Annotated in this window: 18 protein-coding genes; 9 read left to right on the top strand and 9 right to left on the bottom strand. The window is 69.7% G+C overall.

Going from position 1 to position 15,964, the window contains the following annotated elements:
• Positions 1 to 83 precede the first annotated feature (83 nt).
• On the top strand, positions 84 to 887 hold the full coding sequence (locus tag BM360_RS08360; protein ID WP_093313256.1) for an SDR family NAD(P)-dependent oxidoreductase: 804 nt from the start codon (positions 84 to 86) through the stop codon (positions 885 to 887).
• A gap of 15 nt (positions 888 to 902) precedes the next feature.
• Positions 903 to 1,274, top strand: coding sequence for a nuclear transport factor 2 family protein (locus BM360_RS08355; protein WP_093313254.1), 372 nt, complete (start codon positions 903 to 905; stop codon positions 1,272 to 1,274).
• Positions 1,275 to 1,280: 6 nt separating this feature from the next.
• Here BM360_RS08355 and BM360_RS08350 read toward each other — a convergent pair whose 3' ends face one another.
• Genes BM360_RS08350 through BM360_RS19555 form a run of 4 tightly spaced genes read right to left on the bottom strand, consistent with a single transcriptional unit; the run spans position 1,281 to position 4,648 of the window.
• The gene (locus BM360_RS08350; RefSeq protein ID WP_093313252.1) at positions 1,281 to 2,039 is read right to left on the bottom strand and encodes a glucose 1-dehydrogenase; all 759 of its coding nucleotides are present in this window, start codon (positions 2,037 to 2,039) and stop codon (positions 1,281 to 1,283) included.
• Between the two features lie 11 nt (positions 2,040 to 2,050).
• Positions 2,051 to 3,055 (bottom strand): cyclase family protein, encoded by a 1,005-nt coding sequence (locus BM360_RS08345; protein WP_093313250.1) that lies wholly within the window; start codon positions 3,053 to 3,055, stop codon positions 2,051 to 2,053.
• 16 nt (positions 3,056 to 3,071) lie between these two features.
• Positions 3,072 to 3,857, bottom strand: coding sequence for an SDR family oxidoreductase (locus BM360_RS08340; RefSeq protein WP_165611250.1), 786 nt, complete (start codon positions 3,855 to 3,857; stop codon positions 3,072 to 3,074).
• Positions 3,854 to 4,648: a hypothetical protein gene (locus BM360_RS19555; RefSeq protein ID WP_165611249.1), complete on the bottom strand. Its 795-nt coding sequence runs from the start codon at positions 4,646 to 4,648 to the stop codon at positions 3,854 to 3,856. The genes BM360_RS08340 and BM360_RS19555 overlap by 4 nt, the downstream gene beginning before the upstream one ends.
• 143 nt (positions 4,649 to 4,791) lie before the next feature.
• On the opposite strand from BM360_RS19555, the gene BM360_RS08335 reads away from it, so the two are divergent.
• The 3 genes from BM360_RS08335 to BM360_RS08325 are packed head-to-tail and all read left to right on the top strand — an operon-like array spanning position 4,792 to position 8,671.
• Entirely contained in the window at positions 4,792 to 6,726 is a 1,935-nt protein-coding gene (locus tag BM360_RS08335; RefSeq protein WP_093313246.1) for a flavin-containing monooxygenase, read from the top strand.
• A 35-nt stretch (positions 6,727 to 6,761) separates the two neighbouring features.
• Entirely contained in the window at positions 6,762 to 7,844 is a 1,083-nt protein-coding gene (locus BM360_RS08330; RefSeq protein WP_207544547.1) for a Zn-dependent alcohol dehydrogenase, read from the top strand.
• The gene (locus BM360_RS08325) at positions 7,841 to 8,671 is read left to right on the top strand and encodes an alpha/beta hydrolase fold domain-containing protein (RefSeq protein ID WP_093313244.1); all 831 of its coding nucleotides are present in this window, start codon (positions 7,841 to 7,843) and stop codon (positions 8,669 to 8,671) included. Before BM360_RS08330 ends, BM360_RS08325 begins: the two co-directional genes overlap by 4 nt.
• Here BM360_RS08325 and BM360_RS08320 read toward each other — a convergent pair.
• A complete protein-coding gene (locus BM360_RS08320) occupies positions 8,656 to 9,552 on the bottom strand; it encodes an NAD-dependent epimerase/dehydratase family protein (protein WP_165611247.1) in 897 nt (298 codons plus the stop codon). The two genes, BM360_RS08325 and BM360_RS08320, sit on opposite strands and share 16 nt — an antisense overlap.
• 190 nt (positions 9,553 to 9,742) lie before the next feature.
• Here BM360_RS08320 and BM360_RS08315 point away from each other — a divergent pair, with 190 nt between their 5' ends.
• Positions 9,743 to 11,089: a spinster family MFS transporter gene (locus BM360_RS08315; protein WP_165611246.1), complete on the top strand. Its 1,347-nt coding sequence runs from the start codon at positions 9,743 to 9,745 to the stop codon at positions 11,087 to 11,089.
• Here the strand turns inward: BM360_RS08315 and BM360_RS08310 are convergent.
• On the bottom strand, positions 11,086 to 11,505 hold the full coding sequence (locus tag BM360_RS08310; RefSeq protein WP_093313240.1) for a PaaI family thioesterase: 420 nt from the start codon (positions 11,503 to 11,505) through the stop codon (positions 11,086 to 11,088). The two genes, BM360_RS08315 and BM360_RS08310, sit on opposite strands and share 4 nt — an antisense overlap.
• 111 nt (positions 11,506 to 11,616) lie before the next feature.
• On the opposite strand from BM360_RS08310, the gene BM360_RS08305 reads away from it, so the two are divergent.
• Both BM360_RS08305 and BM360_RS08300 read left to right on the top strand, forming a co-directional pair.
• Positions 11,617 to 12,066, top strand: a complete 450-nt coding sequence (locus tag BM360_RS08305) for a cupin domain-containing protein (RefSeq protein WP_093313238.1) — start codon at positions 11,617 to 11,619, stop codon at positions 12,064 to 12,066.
• Positions 12,063 to 12,560 carry a nuclear transport factor 2 family protein gene (locus BM360_RS08300; RefSeq protein WP_093313236.1) on the top strand — a complete coding sequence of 166 codons (498 nt, stop codon included), beginning with the start codon at positions 12,063 to 12,065 and terminating at the stop codon, positions 12,558 to 12,560. The genes BM360_RS08305 and BM360_RS08300 overlap by 4 nt, the downstream gene beginning before the upstream one ends.
• Before the next feature lie 6 nt (positions 12,561 to 12,566).
• Here the strand turns inward: BM360_RS08300 and BM360_RS08295 are convergent, their stop codons facing one another.
• Positions 12,567 to 13,349 (bottom strand): SDR family oxidoreductase, encoded by a 783-nt coding sequence (locus BM360_RS08295; protein WP_242653364.1) that lies wholly within the window; start codon positions 13,347 to 13,349, stop codon positions 12,567 to 12,569.
• Entirely contained in the window at positions 13,349 to 14,233 is an 885-nt protein-coding gene (locus BM360_RS08290) for an SDR family NAD(P)-dependent oxidoreductase (RefSeq protein ID WP_242653363.1), read from the bottom strand. The genes BM360_RS08295 and BM360_RS08290 overlap by 1 nt, the downstream gene beginning before the upstream one ends.
• Positions 14,234 to 14,432: 199 nt before the next feature.
• On the opposite strand from BM360_RS08290, the gene BM360_RS08285 reads away from it, so the two are divergent.
• Entirely contained in the window at positions 14,433 to 15,581 is a 1,149-nt protein-coding gene (locus BM360_RS08285) for an LLM class flavin-dependent oxidoreductase (RefSeq protein WP_093313231.1), read from the top strand.
• Positions 15,582 to 15,588: 7 nt separating this feature from the next.
• Here the strand turns inward: BM360_RS08285 and BM360_RS08280 are convergent, their stop codons facing one another.
• Entirely contained in the window at positions 15,589 to 15,957 is a 369-nt protein-coding gene (locus BM360_RS08280; protein WP_093313228.1) for a carboxymuconolactone decarboxylase family protein, read from the bottom strand.
• Between the last annotated feature and the right edge of the window lie 7 nt (positions 15,958 to 15,964).

Here is a 15,964-nt window from a genome sequence, read left to right as displayed (position 1 = left end):
TCGGACGGGGTGATGCCTGATTTCGCCGTTTCGATCGACCGGTGCGCACCAATTGCGCCGCTCCGGAAAAAGGAGGGTTAAACGTGGACAAGGTGCTTGAGGGCAAGGTCGCCATCGTCACGGGCGCGGGATCGGGCATCGGCCGCGCCACGGCGCTGCTGCTGGCGCGGGCGGGCGCGGCGGTGACCGTCGCCGATCTCGATGGCGCGCGTGCAGGCGGCGTGGCCGGGGAGATCGAGGCGGCGGGCGGGGCGGCGCTCGGCATCGCCTGCGACGTGGCGCGCGAGGAGGATGTGCAGGCGATGGTCGCGGCGACGGTCGCACGCTTCGGCGGGCTGGACATCCTGCACAACAATGCCGCCGCCTCGTCGCCCACGCTGATGGCGCGCGACCGCGACATCGTGTCGATGGACGTGGCCGTCTGGGACGAGGCGTTTGCGGTCAATTTGCGCGGGCCGATGCTGGGGTGCAAGCATGCCATCCCGCACATGCTGGCGCGCGGCGGCGGCGCGATCGTCAACACCTCGTCGGCCTCGGGGCTGGTCGGCGATCTGTCGCGCCCGGCCTATGGCGCGTCGAAGGGCGGGCTCAACGCGCTGACGCTCTATGTCGCGACGCTGCACGGCAAGCAGGGCATACGCTGCAACGCGATCGCGCCGGGGGTGATGGAAACGCCCGCGCTCACCGCCAACGTGAGCCCTCAGCAAATCGACATCTACCGCCGCAACCACCTCACCCCGCGGCTCGGGCTGCCGGAGGACGTCGCGGCCACGGTGCTGTTCCTCGTCTCACCCGCGGCGGCGTTCATCACCGGACAGATCGTGTCGGTTGACGGCGGCCTGCTGGCGCACCACCCGGCCTATGCCGAATTCCTGTCCGCCGGCTGATCGAGGGAGAGCATTATGTCGGAAGAGACGATGCGCGCCTATTACGCCGCCTACAATGCCGAGGATCCGGCGCATCTGGGGGCCCTGCTTGACGACCACGTGGTGCTGACCTCGGCCGCAGGCGAGCAGCGCGGCCGGGACGCTTATCTGGCCACCTACGCCTATATGATCGGCCTGTTCGTCGACCGCATGGAGCCGGTGGAGATCGCGGCGGACGCGGACGGCGCCACCGTGCGCATCACCGATCGCCTCACCGCCCGGGAGGACATTCCCGACTTCATGGGGCAGCGCCTCGCCAAGGGGCAGACGATCACGCTCGACCTCGTCGGCCGCTACCGCATCAGGGATGGCCGGATCGCCGCGATCAGGATCGAGCCGGCGGGATGAGCCTTCTCACCACACGGTGAAGCCGCCGTCGATCACCAGCGCCTGCCCGGTCACGAACTTGGCCGCGGGCGAGCAGAGCCACAGCACCGCCTCGGCAATGTCGCGCGGTTCGCCGAGCTTGCCCATCGGCGTCGCCTGCGCGAGCGCGGCCATGTCGGCAAGGTTCTCCGCCGCCGAAGTGATACCCGTCTCCCCGATGCCGCCGGGGCAGACCGCATTCACCCGGATGCCTAAGCGCGCATAATCGAGCGCGACGGCCTTGGTCAGCCCGATCACGCCCGATTTCGAGCCCGAATAGGCGGCGAGGCCCGGCCCGCTCGCCACGCCCATGATGGATGAGGTGTTGACAATCGCGCCGCCGCCTTGCGCCAGCATCTGCCCGCACTGATATTTCAGGCAGGCCCACACGCCCTTCAGGTTGATGCCGACCGTGCGGTCCCAGTCCGCCTCACTCATCTCGTGCACGGGCACGCCGCGGGCCGCAACGCCGGCATTGTTGAACGCGCAGTCGATCCGGCCGAAGCGCTCCACCGTTTTCGCCACCGCGTCCGCGACCTGATCGGTCTGCGCCACGTCGCAGCGGAGGAACAGCGCCTCGCCGCCCCGCGCGGCAACGGCGTGGCACGTCTCCTCGCCCGCCACGGCGTTCCAGTCGACCACCGCGACGCGCGCGCCGGCCTCGGCGAAGGCGAGCGCGGTTTCGCGGCCGATGCCCGTCGCGGCGCCCGTGACGAACGCGACCTTGCCGTCATACTGACCCGACACGCGCTCCTCCCTCAAACCGTCGCGATCGGCGTCACCGGCGATCCCACCGCACCCGGCAGGCGGAGCGGCGGCGCGGTGAGCAGGCAGGCGTGGCGATCGTGCGCGAGCAGCCAGTCGGCCAGGTCGTGCAGGTCCCACAGCTCGCCAAGATGGATGCCGAGCTTGAACAGGCAGAGTTCGTGGATCGGCAGCATCGTGCTGCCGTCGCGCGGCGGGTTGGCCCAGTCATAGCCCTCTACGGCCACCGTATCGGCGCAGATGGCGACGATGCCGCTCGCGTCGATCCAGTCGAGCAGCCGGGGATCGCGCCCGTCCAGCACCGCGCCGGTGCGGTCCAGCACCGCCATGTCGGGCACCGGCCCCTGGGCGAGGATCGCCTCGGCATAGCCGGTGTGGAGCAGCAGGAAATCGCCCGGCCGCACCTCGATCCGCTGCGCGTCGATGGCGCGCATCAGTTCGTCATGGCCGATCCAGCGCCGCTCCGTGCCGTATATCGCCTTGAGGTTGACCAGCACGCCGCGGCCCTGCACCCCCGCGCTCGCCAGCCGCTCGATCCCCAGCGCGTGCGCGGCGGGGCCGTGGGCACCCGCCGGCGCCACCAGATGCTCGCCCGCGCGGTAGCCGTTATAATAGACCTTCTCGGCCACGCCGTCGCCGTCCGCATCGAACTGCTGGCCCCAATGGGCGAGCGAATCCCACTGCGTCGAATATTGCGTGTAGAGCGTGACGGCATCGTCGCACATCACGTCGCACGTCGCGGCATCCCCGATGCGCAGCGTCTGGTTGTAGGCGGGATCGCCCTCGACCACCTCGGCGAACAGGCGCGGGGGCTTGCGCATCGGATTGTCCGCGCCCGTATGGTCGAGCGGCAGGCTGAGCGTGAAGGCGAGCCCCTCCGTCACCTCACGCACCGCGGCGAGGCGGCGCTTGGGCGTCAGCAGGTTCATCCGCCCGATCTGGTCGTCCGGGCCGAAATCGCCCCAGTTCGATCCCTCCGGCCGCCGCTTCCACCGCATCGCGCCTCCTCCCCGATCAGTTCGCCATATACTGACCGCCATTCACGTCCAGCAGCGCGCCCGTCACGGCGGCGGCAAGATCGGACAGGAGGAAGATCACCGCGCCGGCGCATTCGTCGTCGGTCGGGATGCGGCGGAGCGGAATGGCCTGCGCCAGATCGGCCTCGAGTTTCTCCGGGGAAACGCCGCGCGCGGCGGCGCGTGAGGCGAAGCTCTGGCGCAGCGGCTCGCCCGCCATCCAGCCCATCAGCGCGCCGTTGACGCGGATGCCGTGGCCCCCGAGCTCCACCGCCAGCTGGCGCGTCGCCATGTTGAGCGCGGCCTTGGCGATATTGTAGCCGCCCGACCCGTCCGAGCCGAGCCGCGTGCCGACGGTGCTGACATTGACGATGCAGCCGCGCGACGCCTTGAGGTGCGGCAGCGCCGCCTGCGCGATCTCCAGCCCGCCGAAGCAGGCGACCGCCATCGCCTGTCGCCAGCCGTCGAGATCGGCCTCCTCGAACCGGTCGGCGGTGAAGCGGAAGGCACTGTTCACCACTGCGTCGAGCCCGCCCAGCGCCTCCGCCCCCTTGGTCACCAGCGCGCGGCAGGCGGCGGGATCGGACACGTCGGTCGGGATCGTCACCGCCTCGCCGCCGCTCTCCCGCACCTCCGCCGCTACCTCATCGAGGAAGGCGGCGGAGCGGGCGGCCAGCGCCAGCCGCGCGCCTTGCGCAGCGCATTGCAGCGCCAGCTTGCGGCCGAGCCCCGGGCCGACGCCGCTGATCAGGATGGCGCGGCCGTCCAGCAGCGGCGCGGTCACAGCTGGTCCACATAGGTGTCGGTGCCGAACACGACCGACTTGAACGGCGAGGCAAACTCGATCCGGCCGACGCCCGCAGCCTCGATCGCGAGGCCGAAGGGGGCGAAGCGCTCGTCCCACACCGCGCACGGATCCTCGACCGAGAAGGCGACGAGGACGACGTGATTGCCCTCGCTCGCGGGCACGTCGGCGGGGCGGGTGGGGTCGAGCGGCACGGGGGATGCGAGCAGGGCGACGTCGCCGGGCGAGTCGACGCCCTCCAGCCATGCCGCAATGTCGGCGCGGCTCTTGCCGTCTGCCGGCGCGATGATGAAGGCGGCGACACCGCCGTAAGGCCGGTCCAGCGCCAGCTCGATCGGCATGGTGCTGCCCGGCGCATTATATTCGGCCTCATAGGCGTACATGCCGGTGTGGATATGGTCGCGCTCCTTGAACATGCGGCCTTCGGCATGCAGCGCATTGACCTGCTTCACGCCCCACGCATCCCATTCGGCATGATGCCCGTCGAGGATCCAGTAGAGCGCGAGGAACGAGCCCTTGGCGAGATCGCGCTCGACCGTGCCGAAACGCTTGGCCTTGCATTCGCGCGTCGCGACGAAGCGGTTGCCCGCCAGCGTATAGGTGCCGATCATGCAGCCGCTGTAGAAATGGTCGCGCTCGTACCAGCGATTATAGGCCAGTTCGTGCCCCGGCCGCGGCTCCACCATGGTGAACAGCAGGGTGCCGAGGCGGATCGCGCGCGCCTCGCGCGGCAGGTTCGGTGTGCTGTAACGCGCTTCGTTGCTTTCCACGCTGTCCTCCCCACGGCCGGTGCGTCGGCCCTATCGCCCTCGCCGCTGCCCGCCCGGGGGCGCATCGGTCAAAGCGGGCGGGGCGCTTTCCGCCCTTTCGGAACAGGCGCCCGCACGGGTTCCGGTGGCCGCGCTTGCCCGCCATGGCGACGATGCGGTGCAACAAGGAGGCGCGGGGCGGCATGGAGGCGATGACGATCGAGGCGGGCGTGGAGCCGGCGTTCATCCGCCGCGCGATGGAGCTGGCGGACCTCAATGCGGTGCGCCTCGCGCTCTATCAGCACACGCGCGATCCGGAGATCGCGGCGCTGCCGCCCGCCGCCAGGCTGGACGAGGCGCAGCGCGCGCTGCTGATCGACCGCGCCGCCGCATGGCTGGAGCGTCATGCCTCGACCGAGCAGGTGGCCGAGCCCGCCGAGGACGATCTGCGCGCGCTGATGACGCTGGCGACGGGCAAGGAGATGAGCGACATGGAGTTTGCCGCGCGGCGCGACCTGCCGGGCTTCCGCCGCTTCCCCTTCGCCGTCGACTGGCAGGGCGAGAAGCCGCCCGTGCCCGAGGGTTTCCGCATCGCCATCATCGGCAGCGGCTTTTCCGGCATTGCCGCGGGCGTGCAGTGCGAGATCCTCGGCCTGCCTTATACGGTGATCGAGCGGCAGCCCGAGGTGGGCGGCACGTGGACGATCAACCGCTATCCCGACGTGCGCGTCGACACGCCCTCCGTCACCTACGAGTTCAGCTTCGAGAAGGGTTATCGCTGGAAGGAGCATTTCGGCCGCGGCGAGGAGGTGCGGAACTACCTCGCGCACGTCAGCCGCAAATATGGCGTGCACGACAACACGCTCTTCTCGCACGACCTTCAGAGCGCGACCTTCGACGAGGCGCGCAACCTCTGGGTGCTGGAGATGGCGACGCCGGACGGGCCGAAGATGCTCGAGGCGAACATCGTCATCACCGCATCGGGCGTGTTCGCCAATGCGCGCGAGCCGGCGTTCGAGGGGGTGGAGACTTTCCGCGGGCGGATCGTCCACCCGTCCAAGTGGCCGGCGGATCTCGATCTCGCGGGCAAGCGGGTGGCGGTGATCGGCAACGGATCGACCGGCGTGCAGATCCTGGGGGCCTTGGCGCGCGAGGCGGCGCACGTCTCCGTCTTCCAGCGCACGCCGCAGTGGATCAGCCCGCGCGAGAAATATGGCGCGCCGGTGGAGCCAGAGCTTGCCTGGCTGATCGAGAACTTCCCGGCCTACCAGAATTGGTGGCGCTACATGGCGACCGCCGCCCTGTTCGACATCCACGACCTTCAGGTGCCCGACCCCGAATGGCAGGCCAAGGGCGGCCATGTGAACCAGGCCAATGACGCGCTGCGCGACATGCTGACCGGCTATATCCACAAGGAAACCGGCGGGCGGCAGGACCTGATCGACAAATTGGTGCCCGATTATGCGCCCTTCTCGCGCCGCCCGGTGGTCGACAATGGCTGGTATCGCGCGCTCACCCGCGACAATGTCGAGCTCGTCACCGACAAGATCGTGCGCGTGACGGAGACGGGCGTCGTCACCGAGGATGGCACGGAGCGCGAGATCGACGTGATCGTCGCCGCCATCGGCTTCGACGTGGTGAAGTATCTCGCCCCCGCCCGCTATACCGGCGCGGGCGGACGCGATCTGCATGCGACGTGGGACGAAGGCGACGGGCCGCGCGCCTATCTCGGCGAGATGGTGCCGGGTTTCCCCAACATGTTCATGATCTATGGCCCCAATTCGCAGCCCTTGTCGGGCGGCACCGGCCTGCCCGCCTGGTACATGGTCTGGGCCTCCTATGCCGCGCAGGCGGTGATGCGGATGCTGGAGGAGGGCAAGAGCCGCATCGAGGTGAAGCAGGACGCGTTCGAGCGCTACAATCGCGCGCTCGACCAGCAAGCCGCCAACCTGCTCCAGCTGACGCGCGAGGGCGGGGTGGACAAGAATTACTACGTCAACGCCGCGCATGGCCGCCTGCAGGTCAATGCGCCGTGGCTGAGCCCCGATTTCCACCGCATGTGCACGGTGGTGGAGTGGGACGATCTGAGCCTGTCATAAGCGCGCGGCCGCCAGCGGAGAGCATGATGCGAGGATTGATCTACGAAGGCCCGGGCAAGATGGCCTTTACCGACGCGCTCAGCGTGCGCGATCCGGGGCCGGGCGAGGTGCTGGTGCGCATCGCCGCCAGCGGCATCTGCCACAGCGACCTGTCCGTCGTGAACGGCACCATCCCTTGGTCCGCTCCCGCGGTGCTGGGGCATGAGGGCGCAGGCGTGATCGAGGCGGTGGGCGAGGGCGTGACGGAGCTTGCCCCCGGCGATCACGTCGCGCTCCACACGCTCGCTTATTGCGGCCAGTGCGCGCATTGCGAGAGCGGGCGGCCGACGCATTGCCGCAAGACGCTGGGCAACCGGACCGAGCCGTTCATGCTGGACGGCGCGCCCGTCTCCAACTTCGCCGCCACCTCCACCTTCGTCGAGAAGACGGTGGTGAAGCAGCAGCAGGCGGTGAAGATCGATCCCGCCATCCCGCTCGATCTCGCCTGCCTGATCGGCTGCGGCGTGCTGACCGGCGTCGGCTCCGTCATCAACCGCGCGGACGTGTCCGCCGGGCAGACGGCGGCGGTGTTCGGCATCGGCGGCATCGGCCTGAACGTGATCCAGGGGTTGAAGCTGGCAGGTGCGGCGCGGATCGTCGCGGTCGATCTGCTGCCAGCGCGCGAGGGCATGGCCCGCGAATTCGGCGCGACCGATTTCGTCGACGCGTCGGATGGCGACGTTGCGGCCAAGATCAAGGCGTTGTTGCCCGATGCTCTCAACCCGTCTGCGGCCGGGGTCGACTGGGCGTTCGAATGTTCGGGCAGCGTCGCGGCGCTCGGCAGCGCGATGAACACGCTGGGCTGGGGTGGCACCTGCGTCATCGTCGGCACGCCGCGCGCGGGCGCGACGCTGGAGGTGCCGATCGGCCAATTAGGCTTCGTCGATCGCGCGGTGATCGGCGCACGCTACGGCTCGTCGCGGCCGCACCGCGACATGCCGGCCTATCTGGCGCTCTACAAGAATGGCGCGCTGAAGCTCGATGAGCTGGTGACCAAGCGCTATTCGCTCGACCAGTATGAGGAGGCCTTCCACGATCTTGAGGCGGGCAAGCTGGCGCGCGGCGTGTTCGTGCTGTGACCGGCGGGGCGCTGCCGCCGGAGCGGGAGGGAGTGCCCGCCTCCGACGATCTGCTGGCGCGGCGTGCGCGCGCGGCGGGGACGATGCCCGTCGATCCGCCGGAGGAGCGCGTGATCGGCGGCCGGCGCTGCTTCGTCATAGGCGACGGGCCGACACTGCTGTGGCTGCATGGCGGCGGTTACCGCATGGGATCGCCCGTCGCCTATATCGCGCTCGCCAGGCGGATCGCGGCGGCGGCGGGGGTGCAGGTGGTGCTGCCGTTCTACCGCCTCGCGCCCGAGCATCCGTTCCCGGCCGGGCTGAACGATGCGGTGGCGGTGTATCGCACGCTTGTGGCGGACGGTCCGGTGATCGTCGCGGGGGATTCCGCGGGCGGGGGGCTCGCCGCGGCGGTGGCGCAGGTGGCGCAGGCGGCGGGCATGCCCGCGGCGGGGGCGATCCTGCTGTCGCCGATGCTGGATCTGGCGGCGCGCGATGCGACCTATGACAGCCATGCGGCGCGCGATCCCTATATCTCCCGCGCGGTCGTGCTGGACTGTGCCGGGCTCTACCTGGCGGGGCAGTCGACGGACGATCCGCACGCCTCGCCGATCCATGCCGATCCGGCGGTGCTGCCGCCCATGCTGCTGCTCGCGGGCGGGCACGAGACGCTGCTGGGCGAGGCGCTGGCCTTTACCGCGAAGCTCGCGCTGGCGGACCGGGCGGTGACGCTGCACGTCGCAGCGGGCATGGGCCACGTCTGGCCGCTGCTCGCGCCCGACAGCCCCGCGACCGAAGATGCGGTGGCGGCAATGGCGGGCTTCGTCAGGGCTCAGGTGGCGCGATAGGCCGGGTGGTCGACATCCGTCAGGATGTCGGGCTGGGTCGGCTGCCAGCCAAGCTCGCGCCGGCTGCGGGGCGCGCGTGAGCGGCTGCACGTCGCCATGCCGACCAAGGCGGTGAACTTGCCCCACCGCTCGATCGCCTCGCCGATGCTGAGCGAGCGGGCAGGCAAGCCGCGCGCGCGTGCGACGGCTTCGGCCAGCGTGCGGTTATTCTCCTCCCCCGCCACCGCATGGTAGAGCGCACCCGGCTGCCCGCGCTCCAACGCCAGCGCGTAGAGCGTGGCGAGATCGTCGACATGCACGTTGGAATACAGGTTCAGCCCGCGGCCGACATAGCCGACATCGCCATGCTCGTCCGCATCGCGGTGGAAGCGGGCGAGATGGCCGCAGCCGCCATGGCCCCAGATCATCGACGGTCGCACCACCATCGCCCGCAGCTGCCCGCCATGCCCGGCGGTGCGCACCAGCGTCTCGGTGACGAGGCGGAAGCCGATATAGCGGGAGGGCACGAACGGCTCGTCCTCCCCGAAACTGTCCTCGCTCCATTCGCCGTCTGTGCGCTGGGAGAGGAGGCCGGTGCCGCTGGTGAAGATCAGCGTCTTGTTGCGGCCCGACAGCGCGGCGATCAGCGCGGCGATCGCGTCATGCTCCGGCTGGAGCAGCAGCTGGGCCGTATAGATCACGGCATCGTGCGCCTCCGCCGCCGCAAGCACGGGCGCGAGATCGACGAGGTCACCGCGCAGCGCCGTGCCGCCCGCCGCCACGATGCGCGCATCGCCCGTCCCGCTGCGCGACAGGCCGGTGACGGCGTAGTCCCCGCCCGCCAGCATGCGGACGAGGTGTCCGCCGAGATAGCCCGTCGCGCCGATGACGAGGATGCGCATGTCGCCCTTTCTCCCCAGACCCCTGCCGCCCTCCGTTCCACGCCTTGCCGCCGCTGCCGCCTGCCGGAGTGCGGGCTTCCGTCTATCCGGAAGGCTCCGGAGGTGCGATTGACCATGCGCCGCCGCGGCGGATGGTGCCGCCTCGAAGGACCGGCATTCGGCGCCGTGCCACACGAATAAGGCGAGGATGATGCTGAAAGCCAGCCTGGCGCCGGAGGCCGGTGCGCTGAGCGAACCTGTCGTCGAAAGCAGGACGCCTGCCGCCGATCGCGGCGGCTGGCGCCGCACGCTGATGCTGGCGATGATGACGCTGATCTACGCGCTCAACTATCTCGACCGGCAGGTCGTCGTCATCCTGCAGGAGCCGATCAAGGCCGATTACAAGCTGCTCGACTGGCAGCTGGGCCTGCTGACGGGCGCGTCGATCAGCCTGCTCTATACCGCGATGAGCATCCCGATCGCGCGCTGGGTGGATCGCGGGCTGCACCGCGTGCGCCTGATCGCGACGATCACCGCGCTGTGGAGTATCCTGACCGCGGCCTGCGGGCTGACGCGCAGCTTCGGCCAGTTCATCGTCGCGCGGATGGGCGTGGGCATGGCGGAAGCGGGCTTTACCCCCGCCGCCCACTCGCTGCTGTCGGACCTCTATCCGGTGCGCAAGCGGCCCTGGGCGATGGGCATCTTCTCGCTCGGCATCTCCATCGGCATCATGACGGGTATGGCCGTGGGCGGCTTCGTCGCGCAGCGTTACGACTGGCGCACCGCGCTGATGGTCGTTGGCCTGCCCGGCATCGTCGTCGCCGCCGCCTTCGCGCTGCTGGCGCGCGAGCCGGCGCGCGGCGAATCCGAGGTGGGCACGGCCGTGGTCGACAAGGTCGAGCCGATGAAGTTCGGCGTGGCGGTGAAGGCACTGTGGCGGCGGCCGGCTTACGTCCATGTCGTGCTGGGCAGCGCGGCGGCGAGCTTCGCTTCCACCGCCATCTTCAGCTGGGTGCCGTCGCTGCTGATCCGCGTACACGGCATGTCGCTGGCGGAGGTGGGCCTGGGCCTCGGCCTGCTGTCCGGCCTGTCGGGGCTGATCGGCACGTCGCTCGGCGGGTGGCAGGCGGCGCGGTTCGGCGCGCGCGGGCTGCACGCCATGCTGTGGGCGCCGATCGGTGGCCTCGCGCTCAGCATTCCGCTGTTCATCGCCGCCTTCTACGCCTCCAGCGGGCAGGCGACGCTGATCACGATGTTCGCCCCGCTTGTGCTGGTGGCGCTGTGGACGGCGCCGTCCATCGCGCTGACGCAGAGCCTGGCGCCGCTCGCCGCGCGGGCGACGGCGAGCGCAGTTTATATCGTTACCGCCAACGTGCTGGGCGTGGCGCTCGGCCCCATCGTCATCGGGCTGCTGAGCGACATCTTCACACGCAGCACGGGCAATACGGGTACGGGCCTGCGCTGGGCGCTGACGGTGGCGGCCTTGATCTTCGCCTGGTCGATCCTGCACTGGAGCCTGGCGCTGCGCGCGCTGAAGCGGATGCCCGCCGCCGCTTAAGCCTTGCGCATCGTCTTGGTGATGCGCGCGAGCGTCAGCGCCGCGCCGTCCACCTCCACGACGACGTCGGTCCATGCCATCGTGCGGCTGCGGCGGAGAAGCGTGCCCGTCAGCATGTAGCGCGCGTCGCCCGGCAGCGGGCGGAGGTGCTGGACGAAGATGTCGTTGGTGACGGGCAGCTCGCCATCCTCCACCGTGTGCAGCAGCGCGAGGAAGGACGGCACCTCGACCAGGCTGGACACGACGCCGCCGTTCAGCGTGCCCCACGGCGTCAGCATCTCAGGCCGCGGGCGAAAGGCGACGACAGCACGCGCAGGCGCCCACTCCGCCACTTCCAGCCCCGCCCACAGGCCATAGCCCGTGGTCAGCGCGGTATCGCGCAGCCCGGCCTGGTGCGTGGTGAGCGGTGGCGCCATGCGCCGCACCTTCCTTGTCCCGCGCCTCGCGTCAAGCGAGCGGAGCGGTTGACAGGAGCGGGCGCTCCGCAAAGGTTGCTGCAAATAGAAAAGCCGAAATCCGGAGAGATCATGCCCCGCCGCGTCGTCACCGCCAATGATCAGGCCGGCCGCTCCTACATCCTCCACGACGAGGAGGTGGCGGAGAGCGAGAAGTGGCGGACATGGGGGGAGGCGCCGCTCGGACTAGAATTGGCCGAGCTGCTGCCCTCCTCCTCGCCCGATCTGGAGCCGCCGGCAGGCGGCAGCCGCGCGACCTTCGTCACGCTGCCGCCCTGGGCGGAGATGCGCGAGGAGGTTGCGGGCGGCGGCTTTCACGGGCTGGACAAGGACGGCTTTCACCGCACGCGCACGATCGATTATGTCATGATCGTCTCGGGCGAGCTGGAGCTGGTGCTGGACGAGGGGCGGACGACCGTCGGGCCTGGCGACATCGTCGTCCAGCGCAACACCAGCCACGCCTGGTACAATCACGGCACCGAGCCCGTCACCTTCTGGGGCGTGATGGTGAGCGCGGCATGAGCGGGCGCGGGCTGGAGGATGAGGCGGCGCTGTCGCGGCTGGTCGATCTCTATGCGCGGGCGGTGGATCGCGGCGATGCGGCGCTGCTGGCGTCCCTGTTCACCGACGATGCCACGCTGGAGTTCGGCGCGATGTTCAGCGGCGGGCGGGACGCGTTCGTCGCGATGATCGCCGCCTCCACCGCGGGCATGGTGACGCACCACTTCATGGGCAACCGCCTCTACGCCCTCGACAGCGACGAGGCGGAGGGCGAGATCTACTCGATCAATACGCACGTCATCCCGGTCGGCGAGGGCACGCGCGACTATATAGCGGCGGGGCGTTATCTCGACCGTTATCGCCGCACGGCCGACGGCTGGCGCTTCGTGCACCGCACGCGCGTGATCGACTGGGCGAACGACGGCCTGCCGGCAACGGGCTCGATTGCGGGCGGCAAGGGCGGCACCGATCCCGCCGCCGCCTTCCCGCTGCTGGCGGCGCTCGGGATCGGCTGAGCGGGCTCAGCCCGCGGCGAGGCCGCCGTCGATCAGCAGGCCGTGGCCGACGACGAAGGTGGCTGCGCCCGACAGCCACAGGATCGCATCGGCAATCTCCGCCGCATCGGCGACGCGACCGATCGGGTGATTGTCCGCCACCATCTGCTCGCCGCCGTCAAAGCCGCCGAGATTGTCCGCCATGATCGCCGTCTTGACCCCGCCGGGGCAGACCGCGTTGATGCGGATGCCCTGCCGCGCATAAAAGAGCCCGGCCGAGCGGGTGAGGCCGAGCACGGCATGTTTGCTGGCCGAATAAGCCGGCTTGTTCGGCACGCCGGCATAGGAAGCGAACGAGCCGGTGTTGACGATGGTGCCGCCGCCGCCGCGTGCCTGCATGTGCGCGATCTCTTCCCGCATGCACAGGAACACGCCGCGCAGGTTGATGCCGGTGATGCGATCGAACTTCTCGATCGACCAGTCGGGCTCGGGCGTCAGCTCCGGATCGATGCCGGCATTGTTGACGGCATGGTCGATGCGGCCATAGGCTTCAATTGCTTCGGCGATGAGCGCGGCGACCTGCGCCTCGTCCGCCACGTCGCAGCGGATGAAGCGCGCGGCGCCGCCCGCTGCCTCGATCAGCGACACCGTCTCGCGCCCGCCCGCCTCGGCAACGTCGGACACGATGACGGACGCGCCGCGCGTGGCGAACAGCTCGGCGGTGGCGCGGCCGATGCCGCTGCCCGCACCCGTCACCAGCGCCACCTTGCCGGCGAAATCCTGCATGGCAGGGGTTCCCGCAGCGGCCATCAGGCGACGCCCGCTTCGGCGCCGGTGCGGGCGCGCACCTCGCCCGTCTGCGGCGCTTCGCCCCGCTGCACCGCATCGATCACGTCGTTGCCGAACATGGCGCGTGCCGTCGCCGTCATGTCCGGATTGCGGCGCAGTTCGTGCCCGCCGTCGACGGCGAAGCTCTGCCCCGTCATCCAGCCCGATTCCGGCCCGGCGAGGAAGCGCACGCCCTGCGCGATATCGTCCGGCACGCCCGCGCGACCGAGTGGCATCTGTTCGATGAAGGGGGCGATCACCGCATCATTGTCGAACATCGCGCCGGTCACGTTGGTGCGGGTCATGCCCGGGCGGACCGCGTTGACGCGCACGCCCGCGGGCGCCAGCTCGTCCGCGGCGGTGCGGACGAACTGCTCCACCGCCCCCTTGGACGCGCAATAGGCGCCCAGCCAGGGGAAGGGCATGACGGCGGCGGTGGACGAGATGCAGACCACCGCGCCGCCCGACTTCATCAGCGGCACGCCGTAGCGCACGACGAGGAAGCAGCTGATCACGTTCATGTCGAGCTGCTCGCGGAACGTGTCCGCCGTATGCATCAGGATCGGCATGAAGCCGCCGCCGCCCACCGTCGGCACGAGGATGTCGAGCCCGCCCTGGATGGCCGCGGCGCGCGCGAGGCCTTCCTGCACGTCCTCCGTGCTGAGCGCGTCGCCGCTATAGGTCTCGATCCGGGCGTCCGGAAATTCGGACAGGATCTCGGCGCGGGCCGCGCCCAGCGTCTCCTGCTTGCGGCCCATCAGCATCACCGCCGCACCATCGCGCGCGAACAGGCGGGCCGAGGCGCTGCCGATGCCGCCGCCGCCGCCGGTGATGAACGCGGTCTTTCCTGCCAATATACCTGCCACGGGGCTCCCCTCCATCGTCGCGCATGTGCCGCGCTTCCCGGCCTATAGCCGTGCCACAGGGTGGCCGGCGCTGCGATGGCTTGGCAAACCGGCCGTGTGTGAAATCTGGCCATTTCCTTTGCCGGGCGGCGTTGCCACTGGCAGGATCGCCCGATCTTATCCGCGCCGCCACTGCCGGGCCTCGCGCGGAGCCGACCTCATGAAATTCTCGCTCATCTACGAAGGGCAGCTGACCGATACGTCGCGCGACAGCGAGTATCGCATGTTCCAGGACATGCTGGAGCAGTGCCGGCTGGCCGACGATCTCGGCTTCGACTGCATCTGGGCGGTGGAGCATACCGCGCTGACGCAATATGCCCACATGTCAGCGCCCGAGACGTTCCTCGCCTATGTGGCGGGCGCGACGAAGCGCATCCATGTCGGCCATGGCGTCGTCTGCCTGCCGCCCAAGATGAACCACCCGGTGAAGGTGGCGGAGCGGATCGCGACGCTGGACCTGCTCTCCAGCGGGCGGCTGCATTTCGGCATCGGCAAGGGCGGCACGCAGACAGAGGCGGGCACGTTCGGCTATGACGTGGGCGAGATCGGCCCGCTGGTCGACGAGGCGATGTACGTCATCCCGCGCATGTTCGTGAACGAGGAAATCGAGCATCACGGCCGCGCGATCGACATCCCGCGCCGCGCGATCTGGCCCAAGCCCTACCAGCAGCCGCATCCGCCCATGTACATGGCCTGCTCGCGCGAGGAATCGCTGCTGACCGCGGGCGAGCGGGGGCTGGGTGCGCTGGTGATGGGCTTCACCGGGCCGGACGAGATCGCCCGCAAGAACAAGCTCTACCGCGATGCTTTCGCGCGGCGGCGGCCCGAGGATCAGGTGGGCTTCCGGCCGACCAACCACCTCGCGGCGCTCTGCCCGGCGGTGATCCTCGACGATGCCGAGCGGGCACGCCGGATCGGCCTGCGCGGGCAGCGCTTCTTCATCCAGGCGATCGAGCATTTCTACCGCGCCGGGCCGAAGCCGGTGATCGACGACCTGTCGGTCGACGAGCAGATGAAGATGATGGAGGCGGACAAGGAGCGGCTGATCACCTTCCTCGGCGACGAGAAGATCGAGATTTCGGACCTGCAGACGGGCAATTACCATGTCGAGCAGGACGCCTACGGCACGATCGAGAATGCCATCCGCTACGTCACGCGGCTGATCGAGTCCGGTGCGGACGAGATCCTGTTCCTCGTCCAGATGGGCACCATCCCGCACGACGTGTCGATGGCGACGATCCGCGCGATCGGCGAGCAGCTGATCCCCCGCCTGCGTACGACCGGGCCGGCGGCGCTGGCGGCGGAGTAGCGGGCGCTCAGGTAGCCTCGTCGCGCAGGCGGCGGACGATCGCCTGAAGGTGGCCGGCGCGCGGATAGCCGACATAATAAGGCATGAGGACGAGGATCTCGTCGATGTCCGCAAGGCTCAGCTCGCCATTGGCGAGCGCGGCGCGCAGCTGGATCTCGACGATGGCATCCTCGCCCTGCGCGATGGCGACGCCGAGGATGACGAGGCGACGATCGCGCACCGGCAGGCCGTCGCGCGGCCACACCGTGCCGAACAGGTGATCGATCACGGTGTGGACGTAATCGTCGCGCGTTTCGGCGGCGGGCAGCGGCACGACGCCGCCATAGACCTGCCCGAACATCGCCTCGCCGCGGGTGCGTCTGCTGTCGTCCGTCATGATCCTA

It is taken from the genome of Sphingomonas jatrophae (genome assembly GCF_900113315.1).
Lineage (GTDB): Bacteria > Pseudomonadota > Alphaproteobacteria > Sphingomonadales > Sphingomonadaceae > Sphingomonas_P > Sphingomonas_P jatrophae.
The sequence above is the reverse complement of the archived record's forward strand: the minus strand, read 5'-3'. Positions and strand labels throughout refer to the sequence as shown.